This is a genomic window from Aurantivibrio infirmus (assembly GCF_054767315.1).
Genome location: NZ_BAAFSK010000003.1, coordinates 149,944 through 170,467, shown reverse-complemented (window position 1 = coordinate 170,467; position 20,524 = coordinate 149,944). Strand labels below are relative to the sequence as shown.

Below are 20,524 nucleotides of genomic sequence, written 5' to 3'. Positions count from 1 at the left end.
CTGGAAGTGGTGCGCTTTTTTACCTTTAGGCAATGTATCGCTTTAAGTTAGTTTAAACGTAAATTATCGATATAAATAATTTGATCCTGTTCTGGGTTAGCTACAAAAAATTGTATGTTTGCGATTTTTTTAAGATTTAGTTCTCGCCGCGTCGGCGCTTCTTTTATCTCCCTAAGCGACAAATCATAGGAATTCCAGCCTGTCTTCAATAAGAGTTTCTTGTTGAACCTGTCCCCATATCGCCATCGGTATGGGCCGTACGCGTGCTCCTCATCATGTATTCTTAACATGATTTCAATATCGGTTAGTTGTTCATTGTAGATGTCGACATGAAAGCTTCGGTATTGCGACCAATCTTGAGGGCTTCCTTGTAATTCAATGTTCGCATGTAGGTGCGGGCCTAAAACGCCTTTCATACTATATTTGCCGTCGCTAGCGATTTGGTTTGAAATTGAAATATCACCATGCCAGCGACGTAAATCGAAAGAGTGTTCGAAATTTGAAATTAGGGGTAATTGTTTTCTGTATAAATACTCGCTATAGAAGATATTTCCTGTTTGTTGAATCTCAAGAACAAACATTGTAAGTGCAGACAATCGTCCTAGCCAGATTAGCCAATTCTTTGGTTGCAGCCAAAACCAGGCAATCCCTGCACCAATAAAATTGCGAACTATATCGCTCAGGCTAGCTTGCCTGCCAATGGCTGACTGGGTTAGTTCGATGGCTATACTGATGAGTAAAATTCCCACGAAAAGCCACGCACCACGCTTCCATCCGAACAACTTTATTCGGTTGTGAATAAACAAGACCGCGATTAATGAAAATGGAATATGACCTAGGTTCCAAAGCGATTTAAACTGCTCGGTATCAGGTAATAATCGGCCGCCCAGAAAAAGAAGAGGGGTGGTTAACACTAATACGATAAGTAGTAAGCGATCGTAGCCATTTTTTTTGTTTTTGTGTAAAAACGAAAATTCCATCAGTTCTAACTTTGTGTTTATAAAGAGATAAAAAGAGTGTTGTTGGTGGGGGTTAATAAATCCGTGGTTCTAGTTCAATGTTGAAGTTAAACATCGTCCGCATCAAAACCAGTAAGAAACCAGGCCCCATACTCTTGTAATTGCTGGAATTTAGCGGCTTCGGGTAGATGTATACTCAACGTTTTGGATGTATCATCTCGATAATGAATTCCTGCTCGCTTAAAGATCTCTGCACTATTCCTGTCGTAAGCATAGGCAGAAAGATCACCGACTCTATCGTTTAATAATGAAAGCTGAATTTTAGAAAGTGCTATTGCAAAATCCTTTTGGCTAATCGTATCTTTCAGGTAACCCCAGTCAATTATTGTCGCGGTCTTTGCCGTTTTAGTTTTCGCTATTAAAAGGGCTATGTAGCCAAGTATTTCTTGGTTGGAATAAATCCCGTAAACAAGCGCATCCTCTTTGGGAAATTCAAACAGTCGCCAATTTAATGCGGTGATACTTCGTTTTACATATATCTTCTCCATTCGAAGTCTTTCGAGAAGCTTGTTGTGACTATTATCGAATTGGTTTATTTTTTTTAGTTCGTACCTTTTATCCCAGCCTGTAGGCTCGAATGTTAGTATAATTTTCAAATAGATTTGGTAAGCGGAGGAGACGATTTTTCCTAAAAATTGGTTTTTTATCTTTTTTGAAAAATAGCTAGGGCTAGCTAAAATTTTTCGGTAAATTTTTCGGTGAGGCATGGGAGCGTAAAACTTATTGACCATGCTAACTGAATTTTTGTTGCTTCCCATTGCTAAAACTGGCCGACCAAAACTTTGCAGCTTTAAATTAATCCAAGCTCCCAAGCCCTTACCCTCGTGCTCTAAAGGAGATAGTAAATCCATAGTGGCGATAGAGTTGAATTCGTTTCCGTCGCACTGTAAGTTGATGGCATGTACACCAACCACACTGAGTATTTCATTGTCTATCTCAAACACCCACATGCGAGTTTCGTTCAGAGCATTGTCGATTGATTCATATGGAGCGAAACTATATCGCCATTGAATATATGTAGAATCATCTTCAGGGGGTATGTCAGGAAGGATACGTTGGCGCATCTCGACGATGTCTGAAATATGTCTCGGTTGTGCAGGATAAAAATAATCACCTAGATCTGAGGCTTCTTTGCTTACCAGCCGTGAAATAAGAATTTGAATTTTCTCTAGGGTTAGCGGCTTCATAAAATTTATTTGAGTAAGCCTTTTTGGCGAATTAAATCAATTACTGCCGTTACAGAGCTAAAATTTTCTAGCGCGTCTTCTGAAAGCGCAATATCGAAACGCTGATCTAATTCAGCCATTAGTGTTAGGGTACCTAAGGAGTCCCAGGCCTCGATATCTTCACGCTGCGAGTTAATATTAATTGACCCAGGTGATGCTTCGAACAACTCCTCGAGCCATAATAAAATTTCTTGTTCGCTGACTGCTTCCATATTACGACCTTGCGAAAAATACTAAAAATTGTGTTTATATTTTATCTGATTTTTTAATGATCTTTTAAGAAATCAGATAGCGCTATAGCCGCCATCAACGAATAAGTTGGTGCCGGTGATCCAGTTGTTTTCTGGAGATAACAAGAACGAAATTGCGCGCGCTACGTCATTGGGTGTGCCAAATCCAAGTGGATGTTTTTGCAAAATCGTTTCACGTTGTTTATCACTGAGTTTGGCTGCCATCGCTGTTTCGATGTGGCCAGGGGATACGAGATTTGCGCGAATTTTTCTAGGGGCTAGTTCCGTGGCTATTGATTTGATGGCGGGAACAAGGGCACCTTTTGAAGCGGCATACGCAGTTTGGCCAGCTGCTCCCAACTCAGAACAAACGCTGGCGATAAAAACGAGACTTCCTCCTGCAGGGTGCATCACCTGGCGATGGGCAATCGTGCGGGCAAGTTCCAAACCCGCAAATAAATTGATTTGTAGCATTTTTGCTAATACGTCTGGACTTGTGCTCGAAAACGGTTTCATTTCGAAAATGCCTGCAGAATGACACAAACCGTAAATTGGCCCAGTATCTTTGACGATCTCGAATAGCTTTGGTCGAATTGATTCTAGATCCGTTAAATCGGATGCTAAGATTTTGACAGAGCTGGGGTAATTTTTTTTGAAGGTGTTGAGCTTGTCTTCATTGCGCCCAAATAAAATTAATTTTGCGTCATTTTCAAGTAAAAGTTGCGCTGCCGCTTCGCCGATACCGGAAGAGGCTCCCGTTAAGACAATCCAGCGTCCGGCAAACATTAAATTTCACTTCCTGCTAATTCACAGTGCATAAGAATTGTGTTTTTATTTAAATTGATCAGTGCGCTTCCCCAGGAAAGACCAACGCCGTAACCTAGCGCCATGATAGAGGTATTGTCTTTCTCGATTTTTTTTAAGCCTTTGGTGATGGTTAATGGCACAGAGACTCCGCCAGTATTACCAAATTCTTCAATCGTGCTGGGAATCTTAGTGTCGTCAACGCCCATTTTTTTCGCGATATGTCTGGTAATAAAACGATTAGCTTGGTGGAAGATAAAGTAATCAATTCGATCACTTTCAGTGTTGGCAATAGCCAGCGTTTCGTCTATTAGCGCAGGGACTTTTTGCGTGGTAAAGGTGAACAACTGCGGACCGTTCATGCTTACGTAGTATTTTGAAGGATCTTCCGGAATGCGTGTTCTAAACCCGCCCGCTTCAATTAATAGGGCCTTGAACCCTTTGCCGTCAGTTTTTAAGTTGTAATGCCAATTGTTTTCGCTCTCGCTATCCGCCTCCAAAGCCGTGGCAGAACCGGCATCGCCAAATAAAAGGGCTGTCGCGCGGTCTTCGGGGTTGGTAAATAAACTCGGCGTCTCTCCATGTAACAATAGGATTCTTTTGCACTGGCCCGACGCGAGCATCATATTTGCTAGCCAAAGTCCGTATGGGTAACCCGAACAGCCAAGCCCTACGTCGAAACTTGCACAGTCCTCACTTAAGTCCAAATCTCGATGAATCAGGCAGGAGGAGGAGGGCAAAAGGTAGTCGGGAGACTGAGTGATCATTATTAAGGCATCTACGCTGTCTTTATCCCATTGGAGCTCGCTTAATAATTTCTTAGCAGCTTCAAGACAAAGATCAGTACTGCATTGTTTTCCGTCTGAAATATGGCGCGAAGAAATACCCACCATTCCGATGATTTTACGCAATTCTTGCTCTGTAAACAGATCAGTCATGTCGGCGTTCTGAACTGTTTTGGAAGGTACGCAGGTCGAAATTCCGGCGATACGAGCACCTTTCATCGTTGATCTAGCCATGCTCAAGGGTATCCAGGTTGGGCATTGTAATAAAACCCACAATGATACTGCGAATGCAGTTATTGGGATATGCCTGGTTGACCATATGGTTTAAAAATACGACTACTTGTCATTGTGTTTGGGTAATTAAACTTGAATCAAGGGATAGTTGGAAAACCCAGATTGAGGCTAAATTTAGCGCTCTGATGGAGCCTGATCAAGTGCTGCGAATTTAATCAAAATCGCGTACAATCAGCGGCCAAAATGAGCTGTGCAACTTAGGTATCGCAACCATGTGTTTGGGTAGGTTTTAATCATTTGTCGTAGAGTTCCACGGCAAATCGAATAGGCGAGCTTGAAGTAATTTAATTAATTTTTGGTCAGGAGATTTAAGTTGGTAAACCTTAGCGAAACAAAACAAAAACTTCGAAATTACATACTTGAAAACTATTTGTTTACCGATGATGAGTCAGCGCTAAAAAACGAAGATTCACTGCTGGATTTGGGCATTATCGATTCAACTGGAATCATGGAGCTGATCGTATATTTAGAACAGGATTTTAATATCAAAGTTGAAGATCAAGAAATGATCCCTGAAAATTTAGATTCCGTCGATAACCTTTCTGCTTATGTCACTCAGAAGCTAAGCTAAAAGCTTCTCAGCGCCTAGTCGTAAATATCATGAATTATGTTCCCCTACCTCGCCTTCTTCACGATGGCCTCTCTCTATCTACCCTTAAGCTAGCCACTAAGGTTGCGGCGGTCGTTGAAGGTCATTCGTATACTTATCAAGAGCTCGATTCGGCGAGTGACAAAGTCGGGCAATGGCTCATCGAAAATTCTGTCGTTCGTGGTGATCGAATCGCGGTATATATGGACAATACTTGGCCTTGTATTGTTGGGATTTTCGCAATTCTGAAAGTCGGCGCTGTTTTCGTTGTGGTTAACCCACAGACTAAATATGAAAAGCTGCGTTATGTTTTGGATGATTGCGAAGCTAAGGCTATGTTGACGGATAGTCATTTGGGAAATGTAATCGGGGACGCGTTAAAGGTACCTTCGGAATATTTAAAAGCAGTATTGTTTTCTGGCGAAAAATCACTTCCTTTAGAGGAAACAAATGGGCTGGTTATTTCACGATTTGAAGCGGTGTTAGATTCGCATTGCGATATTCACGTGCAATGCCCTGCAGTAGCGAATGATCTTGCTGCACTGATTTATACTTCTGGAAGTACCGGTAATCCGAAGGGTGTTATGCAAACACATCAGTCGATGATTTTTGCTTTAAACAGTATTTTGGAATATTTACGCCTCGACGAAAATGATCGAATTTTAAATGTTTTACCGCTCGCTTTCGATTATGGTTTGTATCAGTTACTCATGTCTGTGTGGCTAGGCGCGACATTGGTTCTCGAACGCTCGTTTACTTACCCTGCGCAAATTTTAAATCGAATCGACGAACAGAAAGTCACGGTATTTCCAGGTGTCCCAACTATCTATTCGATGTTGATGGCCCAATATGCGCGGAATAAATTCAGTATTGATTCGGTGACTCGCGTGACAAACACTGCGGCGGCATTGCCAAAACTTTGGTTGGAAGACCTCAAGAAAATTTTTCCCAATGCGCTTATTTTTAAGATGTATGGATTAACTGAATGCAAGCGCACTTGTTATTTGGAACCTGAACTACTTGAGACCCATGGTGATTCGGTCGGAAAAGCGATACCTGGTACGGAAGTGTATTTACGTTCTCCCGATGGACAGCGCCTTGGAAAAGGGAGTGAAGGAATTCTGCACGTTCGTGGCCCCCACCTTATGTTGGGTTATTGGAAGCAGCAAGAAAAAACCGCGGAGATGTTAGTACCTGGTGAGATTGCGGGGCAGTTTGACCTTTGTACACATGATTGGTTTCGGATGGATGAAGAGGGCTTTTTATACTTTCTAGCAAGAACGGACGATATTATTAAATCACGCGGTGAAAAAGTTAGCCCTTTGGAAGTGGAAAAGGTTTTGCTTGGTATCGATGGAGTACGAGAGGCCGCAGTTATTGGTGTACCTGATCCAATTTTGGGACAAGCGATAAAAGCCTATATAAGTTTGGATGAATCCAAACGAGAGAGTTTTAAAGAGGGCTATTATAAAAAGGTGTGTATGTCTCAGTTAGAAAATTATATGGTGCCAAAATTCATTACGCCGATTGATCAAATGCCAAAATCCCAGAACGGAAAGATCGACAAAAAAGTTTTATTAGCTATGGAATCGCTATGACTACCGCAAGTAACTATTCGACTTATCTAAAAAAAGTTGAGCAAGCTTTTCAAGTTCAAGCCGATAAGCCTGAGGAAACGCCGAAAGCAATACTCCATGCGTTGTGGTCTTTGGCGCAAGGTGTGCAATTATCTGTTTTCGCTGCAAATAATATTGAACTAAACGAACTTACTTCCGAAGAAGCTCAGCTTCTAGATAAAAACCTCGAGATATGGGCCGCGGGTGAACCAATCGCCTACCTTACAGAAAGGCAACATTTTTGCGGGCTTGAGCTGAAAGTCAGCCGCGACGCGCTAATTCCTAGAAGCGAAACGGAGTTGTTAGCAAATGCGGTTTTGCAAAAACTTTCTGGTTTAGATAATAGTAAGCCATTAGTTTTAGATGTGTGTACGGGGTGTGGTAACTTGGCCTTGGCGTACAAGCATAAAAAACCGGATGCATCGGTGTATGCCGCTGACCTGTCTGATGAGGCTATATCTCTCGCAAAAGAAAATGCCGACTTTGTTGGTTTGTCACAAGATGTCAGTTTTTTTTCTGGCGATCTTTTTGAGCCATTTAATAATGACGACTTTTTAAAAAAGGTTGATATTATCAGCTGTAATCCGCCTTATATTTCTTCAAAGAAGGTTCCGGAAATGCCAAAAGCAATTTCGGATTTTGAACCTTCAATGGCATTTGATGGTGGCCCCTTTGGTATTTCAATTTTACAGCGAGTGATGAGTGAAGCCCCGAACTATCTGCGAGAAAACGGCTGGTTAGTTTTTGAAGTGGGTGCGGGACAGGGACCCTCCATCGCTAAAATGTTAAATAGAAACGATGCGTACCAGGCGCTTGAAATGATCGAAGATAAAGAAGGCGTTGTTCGCGTAATCGCCGTTCAAAAAGTCGGATAAGTCATTATGAATATATTGGATCAAGAAATACTTTCTTTTGATCGCGAAGAGGCCGTTAAGAAAATTGTCGCGGGTATTAGAGAGAATTTACGGCGTTTACGAAAACGAGGTCTTATTATCGCCATTTCAGGAGGTATTGATAGCTCGGTATCGGCAGCGCTTTGTGTTGAGGCAATAGGTAAAGATCGTGTTTATGGTTTGCTTCTTCCCGAACACGACAGTTCCTCTGAAAGTATTAGCAAAGGGGAAGTTGTAGCCCAACATTTAGCTATTAAATACGAAATAAAAAATATTGCACCGATCCTAGAGGCCGCAGGTTGCTATCAATCGCGAGACGAAGCGATGAAGCGAACTATTCCAGAATACGAGAGCCACTGGAAAAGTAAAATAGCGATTAGTGGAGGCAGTGAAGGGCTGGCAAATTATTTCAACTTGGTTGTCCAGACTCCCGACGGTGAATTGCGCGAAGAAAAAATGGCCTTGCAGGAATACTTAACTGTTATTGCGGCGACAAACTATAAACAGCGAGTCAGAAAAATGATTGAATATTTTCACGCTGATCGCTTAAATTATGCTGATATTGGCACACCTAATCGTCTTGAATACGATCAAGGTTTTTTTGTAAAAAATGGTGATGGTGCCGCGGATATAAAACCAATTGCTCACTTATATAAGTCGCAAGTATATGCTTTAGCTGAGCACCTAGGTTTACCTGCGGACGTGTGTAACAGTTTACCGACTACCGATACTTACAGCTTGCCTCAGGGGCAGGATGAATTTTATTTTTCGCTAGATTATAAAAAAATGGACGTAGCTCTTTGGTGTTATAACAATAAAAAAGATTCAGCATTTTTAGCGCGCGCGTTGGAAGTCGATTTAAACGCAGCCGAATATATTTATAAAGATATAGAAAATAAACGTAAAACTACAGCTCCTCTTCACTGGCGCGCATTAACAATAGAAACTGTTGATGGACCTATTTTGGCGCCTTAAAAAATTACAATTTGAGTGTTCGGCTTTTTAGTCAGTGCTGGTGTTTCGTATATAAGTTTTGGACGTTGAGATATGTGTGGCATAGCGGGTTATATTTCGGGACGAGATGCGATTAATACCCCGCAAGAAACTGCGGAGCGTATGGCATTCCAATTACAGCATCGTGGGCCGGATGGCGCAGCCTATTACTCTGATTCACGTGCTTTATTAGTTCATACCCGCCTGAGTATTATTGACCTCTCTACTGGCCAGCAGCCGATACATAATGAAGATAAAACTATTTGGCTTACCTTTAATGGCGAGATTTTTAATTATATTGAGCTTAGGGATACCTTGCTCTCCTTCGGTCATCGCTTTTATACCAAGACAGATACTGAAGTTATCATTCATCTTTACGAACAATACGGTTTGGAATTTGTTGAGCACCTGAATGGCCAGTTTTCATTTTGTCTTTGGGATACCAATAAACAGCAAGCCGTTTTAGTTCGGGATAGAGTCGGCATAGCGCCGTTATTTTACTCTTTAACAGAGTCAGGACTTTGGTTTGGTTCTGAAGTCAAGGCGATTTTAGCTGGAACTCAACGAAGCCAGGAAATGAACGCTAATGCCTTAGATCAACTTTTAAGTTTCTGGGCGCCGGTATCTCCGCAATCTATTTTTGAAAACATCCAAGAAATTTCTCCCGGAGAGATGGCGATTTATTCTAATGGCGAGCTGAAGAAACGCACCTACTGGGATCTCAGTTTTCCAGCAGCCGGTGAATATGACTCGGTTTCAGAGCAAGATGCTTTTACTACCGTTCACGACCTATTGCTCGATGCAACAAAAATACGACTTCGCGCTGATGTACCTGTCGCAGCGTATTTATCTGGGGGCTTGGATTCCTCGGCAATCACCTCACTGATTCATAATTATTCCGATGCGCCATTAAGAACTTTTTCGTTAACATTTGATGACGCTGATCTGGATGAACAAGAACACCAAAAAATAATGGTTGATCATTTGTCTACTGATCACAGAAGCGTTCGATGTTCAAATCGCGCGGTTGCCGATAATTTCGCTAGCTCGATTTGGCACACTGAAGCGCCGATCACGCGTACTGCTCCGGTACCAATGGGCTTGTTGTCGGGCCTGGTTCGCGAAAATAATATAAAAGTTGTGCTGACCGGAGAGGGTGCTGATGAGGTTTTTGGTGGTTACGACATTTTCAAAGAAACTAAGTTGAGGCAGTTTTGGTCACGTAATCCTTCATCAGAATGGCGGCCTCTGTTAGTCAAGCGGCTCTATCCTTATTTACAATTATCCCAAGGGAATACCAATAAATATTTAAGCAATTTTTTTGGTGCTGGTGTCGATAACCCATCGGACCCCTTGTTTTCTCATCAAACGCGAATCGGTACAACGTCAAAAGTAAAAAACTTCTTAGGTGAGGGCTTTAGCCATAAGATCAATGTAGATGCTGATTCACATTTAGTTAAAACGCTTCCTAAAGATTTTAATACTTGGTCCTATTTCACTAAGGCACAATATTTAGAAATTAAAACGCTGATGGGGGGCTATCTCCTCAATTCCCAAGGTGACAGAATGTTAATGAAAAATTCTGTTGAGGGGCGTTTCCCATTTTTGGATCATCGAGTGATTGAATACGCAAATACACTTCATCCAAAATTGAAGATGAAAGTCTTGAATGAAAAATATGTTTTAAAACAAGCAATGAGACAATATTTGCCAAGCAGTACGGTTAAGCGTTACAAGCAACCTTATCGAGCCCCCATGATTCCTTCCTTCTTTAACGAAGGTGGGTCAGAGTTAGTCAATTACCTACTCAGCGATTCCAAAATTAATGAGTACGCCTATTTCGATAGTAAGCGAGTGGGCTTGTTGGTGAAGAAGATAAAAGCCGGGCGAGCAGTGGGGAATAAAGACAATATGGCCCTGGTGTCAATCTTGTCGACTCAATGCTGGCATCAACAGTTTATTGAGGATTTTAGCGCTCACTTTAATGTCGATAATCGAATACCTTTACAACGCATGCGATAGCTTGCCGCTAGATATGAAGCGCTAAAGCCACAGGTAATTCATGGTTGTAATATTGTGTGTAGCTGGCCAAAATGGCGCCTGTTTTTGATCGTGATGCTCAGTGTTTTTCTGATCGTCCAGTCACCCTTCTAATGTCTTTGTTCTTTGGTAATACATTCAATGGTTAATGTAAAAATAAGCGAATCCGCCCAAACCTACTTAAAAGGTTTGTTGGATAAACAGGATGCTGAGGATATTTCTATCCGCATGTTTGTCGCGAATCCCGGTACGCCGAAAGCGGAGACATGCATTGCCTATTGTCGCCCTGGTGAAGAACAAGAAGATGACGTTGTGGTTCAGTTAAATGGGTTTAAAGCGCATTTTGAAGCGCGGAGTGTGCCATTTCTTGAAGAGGCCTCGGTAGATTATTCCCCGGATCGAATGGGCGGGCAGCTGACGATTCGTGCGCCAAACTCTAAAATGGTGAGAGTCACCGATGACAGCCCGATAGAAGATCGCATTAATTACATTCTTTACAATGAAGTCAATCCTGGCTTAGCAGCTCACGGTGGCCAAGTAAGCTTGATTGAGTTCACCGACGATGGATATGCTGTGCTTGAATTTGGCGGCGGTTGCCAAGGCTGTAGCGCTATTGATATCACGGTGAAAAACGGGGTCGAATCTACATTGATGAGTAATATTCCCGGTGTGAAAGGCGTCCGTGACGTGACGGATCATTCTAATAAGTCAAACGCATACTACTAATAACTACACATAGTGCTAAGTAGCGATCCAGCGATTTAATAGTCTTATTGCGCATCAACACCTTAACCCATTGAAATATAAGTAAAAAATCATTCAATGGCTCGGCGGTATTTCGATTCGTGTGATGTTTATTACCGCTATTCCCCTTTCCTAGCCACTCTTCCAATCGTCGGCGCTGGTATCTATCCGGCATCTGTAGATTTACTTCTCTCGACATTTACGACAAAATCTTCCAAATAGGAAATCTTACCAATTAAGAAATATTATCTATTGGGAGGGTGTCTGACAGTTGGTGTTTAATTGGCAAGTTTAACTCTAGTAAAACATCGGGGTATCAATTTACCTCTGGTACCAAAAATCTTTGCAATACCACTAGGGCTTTATAAGGATCTAGGATCCTGAACGACAAATAACATCTTTGAAAACAAACGAGACTTAAATTCTCGAACGCGTAGTTTATTACTAATTTTGTGGATGATTTACATTTGGAACAGTTAAGGGTTGAGTGCATAAAGGATCGTGAGCAAGTGCTACCCTTAGAAAAAGAATGGGATAGCCTACATAGGGATTCAACTAATCCGTCTTTTTATAATAGTTTTGACTTTATCTATAGCGCCCTTGTTTATTTGCTTGAAAACGAAGCAGATATGCGATTGTTTTTAGTTCGTAAAGTAGAAAGTAATGAAATAGTAGCGTTTTTCCCTTTCGAAGAAACCACCTTTCGGTGGTATTTTTTTAAAGCGATCGCAATTGAATATACAGCCCTACAAGAAGCAGACAAACCTTTTCCGGTAATTAAAGACGGGTTTTCGGATTCGGCATGGCGTGCTCTTTTTCTTTATTTCAAAGTGACATCACGAAATTGGCATGCGATAAATTTGCTGGAGCTAGAGGAGGCATCTTACGAAACAAGTTTGCTGCCCAAACTTTGTAATGAGTTCGGTTTCCAGTCCACCTTATCCCAATGTCGAGAGGGACCGATTATTAGCTTAGAGAGGGACTGGGACGAATTTTCTTCAGCACATCCCAAAATGCGCAAAAAAATACGCGCTATGGAAAGAGATTATGGGGAAAGACTAAGCTTTCAAATTATCGATGAAGACTGGGAAAAAGGTTTTGAACTCTATACGGCTCTGGAGCAAAAAAGCTGGAAGAAAGGGCAAGTTGGAATAACTAAAAATCCTACTAGCAATGAATTTCATCGATATTTGTTTGAACGTTGCGGAAAAAAAAGAAAAATCATATTTGGGTTTTTAATGGTTGACAAGGTAACTGTTTCAGCTGAGATCGCGTATTGTCAAGATGATAAAGTATTTTTTAGTCACGGATGTTATGACGAGGACTTTAAAAAGTATTCGCCAGGTATGGTAAGTACCAGTTTGTTTTTGAAACATTTTTTCGCGTCTCCTTATATGTATGGCGATTTCTTAAGCGGATTCGCGAGTTATTTAAATGCTTGGTCGGATAAGATTTTAAAAACGCAACATATAGAAATTTTAAATACCGGTACGTTTACGCGAGCTATAAGAATAGCTCGCTTTCTAAAGCGAAAACTAAAACAGATGATTGAGTTGTCGCCATTGAGTAATCGGGGCTGAATTTTTGGAGAAGTTAAGTGTAGGCGAATTCAGTGTAAAGCTTCATGATCGAAGTGAAGTCGAAGAGGTTGACGCGCATAGCTGGAATGATTTAGCTGCTAATTCTATTTATGCAAACCCATTCTATGAGCGCTGGAACCTAATGCCAGCCTTACGTCATCTGGATAAAAATCAAAAAATTTATATCGTTACGATACTGGATTCTGATAACAGACTCGTGGGGCTATTCCCAGTCGCTATTGAAAAGTGGGTGATGCATTTTTCGATTTTGAGCGTTTGGAAGCACGACCATTGTTATTTGACAGATCCGTTGCTGCTATCTCAGGTTAATGTTGTTGGTGTATTGGATCGCCTTTGTAAAGAGCTAAGTTTAACTTGGTGTTCCTGGCCTTGGCACTCACCTGAATTAATTCCTTCCGGCCGAAAAAGAACGTATAAATATCTGGAAAAGCGAGCGGCGATATTGAACACAGAATCAATCGATTCGCACTTGGCATCTTTGTCAGGTAAGAAAAAACGAGAACATGGACGAGTTTTAAGAAGAGCAAAAGAGTTGGATGGGCAGCTAATATATGAAGAACATAATAATATTAATGATGGTTTAAATCGCTATACACAATTAGAAAAAAGTGGCTGGAAAGGTAGGAATCGCAGTGCGATATTGTCTGAGTACAACACCTATAATTATTATCAAGAAATTGCTAAAAACTGTAGCGAGAGTAACACGATAGAATTTCAAGTATTAAGAATAGATGACGTCGATTTGGCTGTCGCGTTTCGTTTTGTTTCTGGTAATCGATATTTTGAAGTGAAAACCGCCTATAACGAAGAATTTCGTAACATTGGACCAGGAAAAATACTTGAATTAGAAATACTAAAAAAACTCAGTCTTTTAAAAGATATTCAAGTCGACTCATGCACCTCTCCGAATAATTATCTTATTAATACTTTGTGGCCAGAACGAAAGTTAATCCAAACAACGCACATATTTTTGAACTCTTGGCTTAGCGGAGTTTTGGCGTTGGCTTATTCTTTGCGATCACGGCTCAGAAATTTATAACAAGCTCATATTTCAGGCATAAAAAAAGAGTCGCCTTGGCGACTCTTTACCCATATCAATAAAGTGTTGGGTTAAAAACTAATAACGATAAATGTGGTTAGTTTAGACTGGTGATCTAAAACTGGTTCATGGTGTTGTCTTTACCCGAAGCTTTCAGTGCACCTTCGCCAGAGAAATATTCTTTGTGGTCGTCACCCATGTTAGAACCAGCCATATCCTGGTGTTTTACACAAGCGAGGCCTTGACGGATTTCCTGACGTTGTACGCCAGCAACATAAGCAAGCATACCTTCAGCGCCGAAGTAGCCTTTGGCAAGATTGTCAGTTGATAGAGCTGCCGTGTGGTAAGTCGGTAACGTAATCAAATGATGGAAAATACCCGCTTCGCGCGCCGCGTCAGCTTGGAAGGTTTGAATTTTCTCATCAGCCGCTACTGCAAGTTCGGAGCTGTCATATTCAACGCTCATCAATTTAGCGCGATCATAGGCAGAAACATCTTTGCCTTCTGCGGACCATGCGTCAAATACCTGCTGTCGGAAATTCAAAGTCCAGTTGAACGAAGGTGAGTTGTTATAAACCAATTTCGCACTTGGAACGACTTCACGAATACGATTAACCATGTCGGCGATCTGTCCAACGTGAGGTTTTTCAGTTTCGATCCAAAGTAAGTCCGCACCGTTCTGAAGTGAGGTTATGCAATCTAGAACTACGCGATCGACGCCAGTATCTTTACGGAATTGGTAAAGGTTGCTAGGTAGACGTTTAGGTCGAACAAGTTTTCCGTCGCGATTTAATACAACATCGCCGCTCTTCATTTGTGAAGGATCGATTTCTTCAACGTCCAAAAAGCTATTGTATTGATCGCCAAGATCACCGGCTTCTTTAGTAACAGCAATTTGCTTGGTCAAGCCGGCACCTAGCGAATCTGTGCGGGCAACAATAACACCATCATCAACGCCCAGTTCGAGAAAGGCGTAGCGAACCGCATTGATTTTTGAAAGAAAGTCTTGATGTGGAACGGTAACTTTACCGTCTTGGTGGCCACATTGTTTTTCATCAGAAACTTGGTTTTCGATTTGAATACAGCAAGCACCAGCTTCAATCATTTTTTTGGCTAGTAGATAAGTTGCTTCTTCATTACCAAAACCAGCATCGATATCTGCAATAATCGGTACAACATGCGTTTCGTAATTATCAATTTTGCTCTGAACTTCTTTTGCTTTTGCAGAGTCACCCGCTTCGTTTGCTGCATCTAGGTCATGAAATAAATGACCTAGCTCGCGAGCATCGGCTTGGCGCAAGAAAGTGTAGAGTTCTTCAATAAGATCAGCGACAGAGGTTTTTTCATGCATAGATTGGTCAGGCAAGGGGCCGAACTCTGAACGCAATGCAGCAACCATCCATCCAGAAAGGTATAGGTATCTCTTATCAGTCGTGCCGTGATGCTTTTTGATGGCCAACAACTTTTGTTGTCCAACAAAGCCATGCCAGCAGCCTAAAGACTGAGTGTATTTGGCGCTATCGCCATCGTAGTCTGCCATGTCCTTACGCATAATTTTCGCGGTGTACTTGGCGATATCTAAGCCTGTTTTGAAGCGGTTCTGAGCTCGCATACGTGCGGCGTATTCAGGGTTGATTGCTGCCCAAGTTTTGTTTTCTTTGATTAGGCTGGCGAGATTGTCGATATCGTTCGCATAGGCTGACATGATGGTTTCCTTCAAATCTATCTGCTGATGAAAATAGCCGTAGTATAAAAAAACAGCGGCCCGAAATTTTGGTTGAGAGAGTCTATAAACTGTGCAATGATTTAGCTAATTTATACTTTTTATCTTCGCTATTGGCCAAGTGAATAAAGCATGTTCAATTTCATTCAAGAGAATAGCTTATGAATATCAATAGAATTGACTTAAACCTATTGGTTTACCTCGATGTATTGCTCAGAGAACGGAACGTCACCAAAGCGGCAAATCAGTTAGGAATTAGCCAGCCCGCCATGAGTAATGGCCTGCGTCGTTTGCGGCAACTTTTTGATGACCCATTGTTAGTACGCACTAGCGAGGGGATGACCCCCACTGAGCGGGCCAGCGAGTTGGCGCCCCTGGTAAGAGATGTGCTCAGCGATATCGAAAAGGCCGTGCAGCCCAAGAATGATTTTGACCCTAGCTCCAGTGACCGCGTGTTTAGGATAATGGCGAGTGATTACACCGAATCGACATTAATTCCCCGATTACTTCGAGAGCTTCAGGAGCTGGCGCCGGAAGTGAGTTTAGATATCCTCACACCGAGTGATGTGAGTTTCTTGGATGTAGAGCAGGGCCGAGTTGATATGGTCATCAACCGCTTTGACAGCATGCCGCAATCCTTCCATCAAACCACTGTTTGGGAAGATAATTACGCGTGTTTGCTAAGCGCGGACAACCCAATACTCGCTTCAGGTTTTGACCTTGAGTCTTATCTGGGAGCTCAGCATGTATGGGTTAGTAAGACAGGAATGGGCGTCGGCGTGGGAATCAATCCTAAAGATCAACAGCGTCTTGGCTGGGTTGACGAAGTGCTGCGCAAGCAAGGTGTGAAGCGACGAATTTCAGTTTTTACCCGTCATTATCAGGCGGCAATGTTACTTGCCGAGCAAAAGAACCTGGTCGTTACTATCCCGCGCAAGGCCGCTGAGCTTCAAAAGAACAATCCGCGTATTGTGATCAAAGACACACCGTTTGAAATCCCTTCGTTTGAATTAAAAATGGCCTGGAGTCCTTTGTTACAGCACAACCCTGCTCATCAATGGATGCGCCGACTGGTTACCAGCGTAGGTAAGCAGGTATAGCTTCTGGCAGTTATGTTTTTCGAAAACCTGAAACATTCACCTTGCCAATAGCGATCATTAACTCGAATCACTAGAGAAATAGTCCTCTTATCGATAAACTTCGTCTCGATTTAAGTCCTGTTATTTGGCCGCGCTCGATCGTTTTGATTCGAGCTGTTTTTCTCTAAGTGCTAAACCAGTCAACATCGCAACTAAATTCATAAGGTATTACTCATCATGTCATCGCGAATCACCATTGGTGGATTACAAGTCTCGTCAGAACTTGCCGATTTTATTAACCAAGAAGCATTGCCGAAAGTAGGAATCGACGAAAAAACATTTTGGCAAAGCTTTGAAGAAATTATTAATAAATTTGGCCCTGTAAATAAAGCACTCTTGAAAAAACGCGACGATATTCAAGAAAAAATTGATGCGTGGCACGTGGCCCATAAAGAGCAAGGCAATGACGCAAAATCTTATAAGGCTTTTCTCGATGAGATCGGATACTTGGTCGATGAGGGTGATGATTTCACCATTACCACCGAGAACGTTGATACTGAGATAGCCTTACAAGCTGGTCCTCAGCTCGTTGTTCCGGTTAAAAATGCACGTTTTGCCCTCAATGCTGCTAATGCGCGCTGGGGAAGTTTGTATGACGCGTTATACGGAACGGATGCAATCTCTGAAGATGATGGCGCAGAAAGAGCCGGCGGATACAATCCTGTGCGCGGTGAGAAAGTTATCGCCTTCGCGAAGAATTTTTTGGATCAAGCAGTGCCTTTAAAGCAGGGTTCACATCGGGATGCAACGCTTTATCAAATTGAAAACGGTGGCCTGTCCGTTACCTTGTCGGCAAATGAAAAAACCTCGTTGAAAAATGAAAATCAACTGCAGGGTTTTGTAGGTGCTGAGCAGTCACCACAATCAATATTATTAAAAAATAATGGTCTGCATTTAGAAATACAAATCGACGCAAATTCTCCTATTGGTGCAAGCGATAAAGCTGGCGTAAAAGATGTAGTGCTGGAAGCTGCAATTACAACGATTCAAGATTGCGAAGACTCAGTGGCGGCGGTTGATGCCGAAGATAAAGTTGAGGTCTATCGAAACTGGATGGGACTAGTTTTCGGTGATCTTGAAGAAACTTTTGAAAAAGGTGGTAAAAAAACCACGCGAAAATTAAATGAGGATCGTAAATACACTGCGCTTGATGGCAGCGATTTGGTTCTGCACGGAAGAAGTCTTTTGTTCGTGAGAAACGTTGGCCATCTAATGCAAAACTCCGCCATCCTCGATAAAAATGGCGAGGAAGTTTATGAAGGGATTATGGATGCGATGGTTACTTGCGCGATTGCAAGTGTTGATACAAAGCAGAAAAATGCCCTGACGAACTCGAGAAATGGAAATATCTATATAGTTAAACCAAAAATGCATGGTCCGGAAGAAGTGGCATTTGCTTGCGATTTATTCGCCGCTGTAGAAACTGCACTGAACTTAAAAGAAAATACGATAAAAATGGGTATCATGGATGAAGAGCGCCGAACAACGGTAAATTTGAAAGCCTGTATTCGCGAAGCAAAGCAGCGCGTTGCGTTTATTAATACGGGTTTTCTTGATCGTACCGGCGACGAGATTCATACCAGTATGGAAGCGGGAGTGATGTTGCCAAAATCACAAATGAAAGGCACCGCGTGGATCAAAGCCTATGAGGATAACAATGTCGACGTCGGTTTAGCCTGTGGTTTACAAGGCAAGGCACAAATAGGTAAGGGCATGTGGGCTATGCCAGATTTGATGGCGAAAATGTTGGATGAGAAAATTGCGCATCCAAAATCGGGCGCAAATACCGCGTGGGTTCCTTCACCAACAGCAGCGGTATTGCATGCCATTCATTATCATCAAGTTGATGTAGTGGCTCGGCAAAATGAATTAAAATCTAGAGCGCCTGCAAAATTAAATGATATTTTAACTTTGCCGATTTTGGCTGATGTTTCAAGTCTGACAGCGAAAGAAATTCAACAAGAACTCGATAATAATGCTCAGGGCATCTTGGGATATGTCGTGCGCTGGATCGATCAGGGCGTGGGCTGTTCTAAAGTTCCAGATATTCATAACGTTGGTTTAATGGAAGATCGCGCTACTTTACGCATTTCTAGTCAGCATATCGCTAATTGGCTTCACCATGGTGTTGTCAGTCGAGAGCAAGTACAAGAGACCTTGCAAAGAATGGCTGAAGTTGTCGACAAGCAAAACGCGGGTGATCCCTTGTATCAAAATATGTCGGGGAATTTTGAAACAAGTATTGCGTATAAGGCCGCTTGTGATTTAGTGTTCGACGGTACGCGACAACCAAATGGCTATACAGAGCCTAGATTGCATGCGCGACGAATTGAGCTGAAAGCACAGGCCTAAGTGTTTCCGCAAAAACTTTTGAAAATTCATTAAGGGGTGTGGTAGATGTTAGCGTTGGTATTTCCTGGTCAAGGCTCTCAATCGAAGGGCATGGCATCTGAATTATTCGACTCAGTTCCGGAATATGCTCGCGTCGAATCTGAGGTTGATGAGTTACTTGGTTATTCTATGCGTCGCTTGTGTCTAGACGACCCCAATGAAGAATTAAATCAAACCCAATTTACGCAACCGGCTTTATACGTAGCGAATGCTTTGCATTATTTCTCCAAAAAAGCAGAAGGAATAACTGCGAGTTATTTTGCTGGTCATAGTTTAGGGGAGTACAACGCGCTTCTAGCCGCAGGTGCCTTTGATTTTATGTCAGGCTTGAAGCTGGTTCAAAAGCGCGGAGAGTTAATGTCTCAAGCCAAAGACGGCGGTATGGCGGCGCTCATTGGAATCGATGGGGAAAAAATTCGAGAATTACTCGTCGAGCATGGTTTGGATGCCGTCGATATCGCGAATTTTAATTCACCGGCGCAGACAGTTTTATCCGGTCCGGTTCTGGAACTTGAACGAGGTCAAACGATTTTTAAAGAGGCCGGTGCTAAGTTGTATAAAGTGTTGCCCGTAAGTGCAGCTTTTCATTCTCGGTATATGAAAAGTGCCGCGGAGGAATTCGCGGCATTTATAGCAGGCTTCTCATTTTCAGAATTGCAAACACCAGTGGTCGCAAACGTAACGGGTAAGCCGTACGAGAGTGCTTCCGCAATTCCAGGTTTGTTAGTAAGGCAAATTTCTGGTTCAGTTCAATGGACCCAATCGATTCGCTATCTGAAAGCAGCTGGTGTCGACACTTTCGAAGAAGCGGGGCCGGGGAAGGTGTTAACTAAGTTAATCAAACAAATCGACTAGCTTACTATTCGTTTTATTCTAGATAACTAAACTGCGCAGTGATGGGTCTTCATCACTGTGTTGTTCCCACAGATATGTAAACTCCCTAAGTAGTTTTTTTGCCTCTGGACGCGCTTTGTAATTCACGAAGCCGACGTGTTCTTCATCATCATGTTGATAAAGTAAGCGAGAATTGTCTGCGATAAGATAAGCGTGACTGTCGTTCTCTGGTTCGATCAATAGTTTCCGAAGCTTCACTTTACTACTTAGGCGACGCGCTAGATTTAATAGCTGGTGGCCACGCTCGATAAGTGGGCGAATATCTTTAATTAATATTTTAACCTTGGCATTTCTATCGTTTCTAATAACTTGCGTAATATGCTCGGCGATACTGCTTTGGTCGTAAAGAGAGAAATCTAATTTATTGCTGAGAATGACAATTTCACGGCGGGCGTCACCGAGTATTTTATTCGCGTGTTTAGAGTAGGAGCCCAGTCCATCTAGGAGTATCAAGTTGTCATCGGTAGGTGAAACGGTTTCTGTCATTACTAGCTCCAGAATGTT

Annotated in this window: 19 protein-coding genes; 11 read left to right on the top strand and 8 right to left on the bottom strand. The window is 42.2% G+C overall.

Annotated features, from left to right (window positions below; translation table 11 throughout):
• Positions 1 to 47: 47 nt before the first annotated feature.
• The 5 genes from ACYUCY_RS07555 to ACYUCY_RS07535 form a co-directional block, all read right to left on the bottom strand.
• Positions 48 to 980, bottom strand: a complete 933-nt coding sequence (locus tag ACYUCY_RS07555; RefSeq protein WP_460225860.1) for a VanZ family protein — start codon at positions 978 to 980, stop codon at positions 48 to 50.
• Positions 981 to 1,066: 86 nt separating this feature from the next.
• Complete coding sequence (locus tag ACYUCY_RS07550) at positions 1,067 to 2,206, bottom strand: hypothetical protein (RefSeq protein ID WP_460225859.1); 1,140 nt, start codon at positions 2,204 to 2,206, stop codon at positions 1,067 to 1,069.
• 5 nt (positions 2,207 to 2,211) lie between these two features.
• Complete coding sequence (locus ACYUCY_RS07545; protein WP_460225858.1) at positions 2,212 to 2,457, bottom strand: acyl carrier protein; 246 nt, start codon at positions 2,455 to 2,457, stop codon at positions 2,212 to 2,214.
• Between the two features lie 72 nt (positions 2,458 to 2,529).
• The gene (locus ACYUCY_RS07540) at positions 2,530 to 3,261 is read right to left on the bottom strand and encodes an SDR family NAD(P)-dependent oxidoreductase (protein ID WP_460225857.1); all 732 of its coding nucleotides are present in this window, start codon (positions 3,259 to 3,261) and stop codon (positions 2,530 to 2,532) included.
• Positions 3,261 to 4,298, bottom strand: a complete 1,038-nt coding sequence (locus tag ACYUCY_RS07535) for a ketoacyl-ACP synthase III (protein ID WP_460225856.1) — start codon at positions 4,296 to 4,298, stop codon at positions 3,261 to 3,263. The genes ACYUCY_RS07540 and ACYUCY_RS07535 overlap by 1 nt, the downstream gene beginning before the upstream one ends.
• A 373-nt stretch (positions 4,299 to 4,671) precedes the next feature.
• Here ACYUCY_RS07535 and ACYUCY_RS07530 point away from each other — a divergent pair, with 373 nt between their 5' ends.
• The 6 genes from ACYUCY_RS07530 to nfuA all read left to right on the top strand — a co-directional run bounded on the left by ACYUCY_RS07530 (position 4,672) and on the right by nfuA (position 11,215).
• Positions 4,672 to 4,929 (top strand): acyl carrier protein, encoded by a 258-nt coding sequence (locus ACYUCY_RS07530; RefSeq protein WP_460225855.1) that lies wholly within the window; start codon positions 4,672 to 4,674, stop codon positions 4,927 to 4,929.
• Between the two features lie 29 nt (positions 4,930 to 4,958).
• Entirely contained in the window at positions 4,959 to 6,545 is a 1,587-nt protein-coding gene (locus tag ACYUCY_RS07525) for a class I adenylate-forming enzyme family protein (RefSeq protein ID WP_460225854.1), read from the top strand.
• Positions 6,542 to 7,438 carry a peptide chain release factor N(5)-glutamine methyltransferase gene (prmC, locus tag ACYUCY_RS07520; RefSeq protein WP_460225853.1) on the top strand — a complete coding sequence of 299 codons (897 nt, stop codon included), beginning with the start codon at positions 6,542 to 6,544 and terminating at the stop codon, positions 7,436 to 7,438. The genes ACYUCY_RS07525 and prmC overlap by 4 nt, the downstream gene beginning before the upstream one ends.
• Before the next feature lie 6 nt (positions 7,439 to 7,444).
• A complete protein-coding gene (gene nadE, locus ACYUCY_RS07515) occupies positions 7,445 to 8,431 on the top strand; it encodes an NAD(+) synthase (protein WP_460225852.1) in 987 nt (328 codons plus the stop codon).
• Between the two features lie 72 nt (positions 8,432 to 8,503).
• A complete protein-coding gene (asnB, locus tag ACYUCY_RS07510; RefSeq protein WP_460225851.1) occupies positions 8,504 to 10,471 on the top strand; it encodes an asparagine synthase (glutamine-hydrolyzing) in 1,968 nt (655 codons plus the stop codon).
• A 159-nt stretch (positions 10,472 to 10,630) separates the two neighbouring features.
• Positions 10,631 to 11,215 carry a Fe-S biogenesis protein NfuA gene (gene nfuA / locus ACYUCY_RS07505; RefSeq protein ID WP_460225850.1) on the top strand — a complete coding sequence of 195 codons (585 nt, stop codon included), beginning with the start codon at positions 10,631 to 10,633 and terminating at the stop codon, positions 11,213 to 11,215.
• Here the strand turns inward: nfuA and ACYUCY_RS07500 are convergent.
• Complete coding sequence (locus tag ACYUCY_RS07500; RefSeq protein ID WP_460225849.1) at positions 11,190 to 11,432, bottom strand: hypothetical protein; 243 nt, start codon at positions 11,430 to 11,432, stop codon at positions 11,190 to 11,192. The genes nfuA and ACYUCY_RS07500 overlap by 26 nt on opposite strands.
• Positions 11,433 to 11,700: 268 nt before the next feature.
• On the opposite strand from ACYUCY_RS07500, the gene ACYUCY_RS07495 reads away from it, so the two are divergent.
• Complete coding sequence (locus ACYUCY_RS07495; protein WP_460225848.1) at positions 11,701 to 12,813, top strand: GNAT family N-acetyltransferase; 1,113 nt, start codon at positions 11,701 to 11,703, stop codon at positions 12,811 to 12,813.
• A gap of 4 nt (positions 12,814 to 12,817) precedes the next feature.
• Entirely contained in the window at positions 12,818 to 13,873 is a 1,056-nt protein-coding gene (locus tag ACYUCY_RS07490) for a GNAT family N-acetyltransferase (RefSeq protein ID WP_460225847.1), read from the top strand.
• A gap of 115 nt (positions 13,874 to 13,988) precedes the next feature.
• Here the strand turns inward: ACYUCY_RS07490 and ACYUCY_RS07485 are convergent, their stop codons facing one another.
• Positions 13,989 to 15,578, bottom strand: a complete 1,590-nt coding sequence (locus tag ACYUCY_RS07485) for an isocitrate lyase (RefSeq protein WP_460225846.1) — start codon at positions 15,576 to 15,578, stop codon at positions 13,989 to 13,991.
• Between the two features lie 179 nt (positions 15,579 to 15,757).
• Between ACYUCY_RS07485 and ACYUCY_RS07480 the strand changes: the two genes are divergently transcribed.
• The 3 genes from ACYUCY_RS07480 to fabD all read left to right on the top strand — a co-directional run bounded on the left by ACYUCY_RS07480 (position 15,758) and on the right by fabD (position 19,981).
• The gene (locus ACYUCY_RS07480; RefSeq protein ID WP_460225845.1) at positions 15,758 to 16,696 is read left to right on the top strand and encodes a LysR family transcriptional regulator; all 939 of its coding nucleotides are present in this window, start codon (positions 15,758 to 15,760) and stop codon (positions 16,694 to 16,696) included.
• Positions 16,697 to 16,912: 216 nt separating this feature from the next.
• Positions 16,913 to 19,087, top strand: a complete 2,175-nt coding sequence (locus ACYUCY_RS07475) for a malate synthase G (RefSeq protein WP_460225844.1) — start codon at positions 16,913 to 16,915, stop codon at positions 19,085 to 19,087.
• A gap of 45 nt (positions 19,088 to 19,132) precedes the next feature.
• Positions 19,133 to 19,981: an ACP S-malonyltransferase gene (fabD, locus tag ACYUCY_RS07470; RefSeq protein ID WP_460225843.1), complete on the top strand. Its 849-nt coding sequence runs from the start codon at positions 19,133 to 19,135 to the stop codon at positions 19,979 to 19,981.
• Positions 19,982 to 19,999: 18 nt separating this feature from the next.
• Here the strand turns inward: fabD and ACYUCY_RS07465 are convergent, their stop codons facing one another.
• A complete protein-coding gene (locus tag ACYUCY_RS07465) occupies positions 20,000 to 20,506 on the bottom strand; it encodes a DUF7931 domain-containing protein (protein WP_460225842.1) in 507 nt (168 codons plus the stop codon).
• Between the last annotated feature and the right edge of the window lie 18 nt (positions 20,507 to 20,524).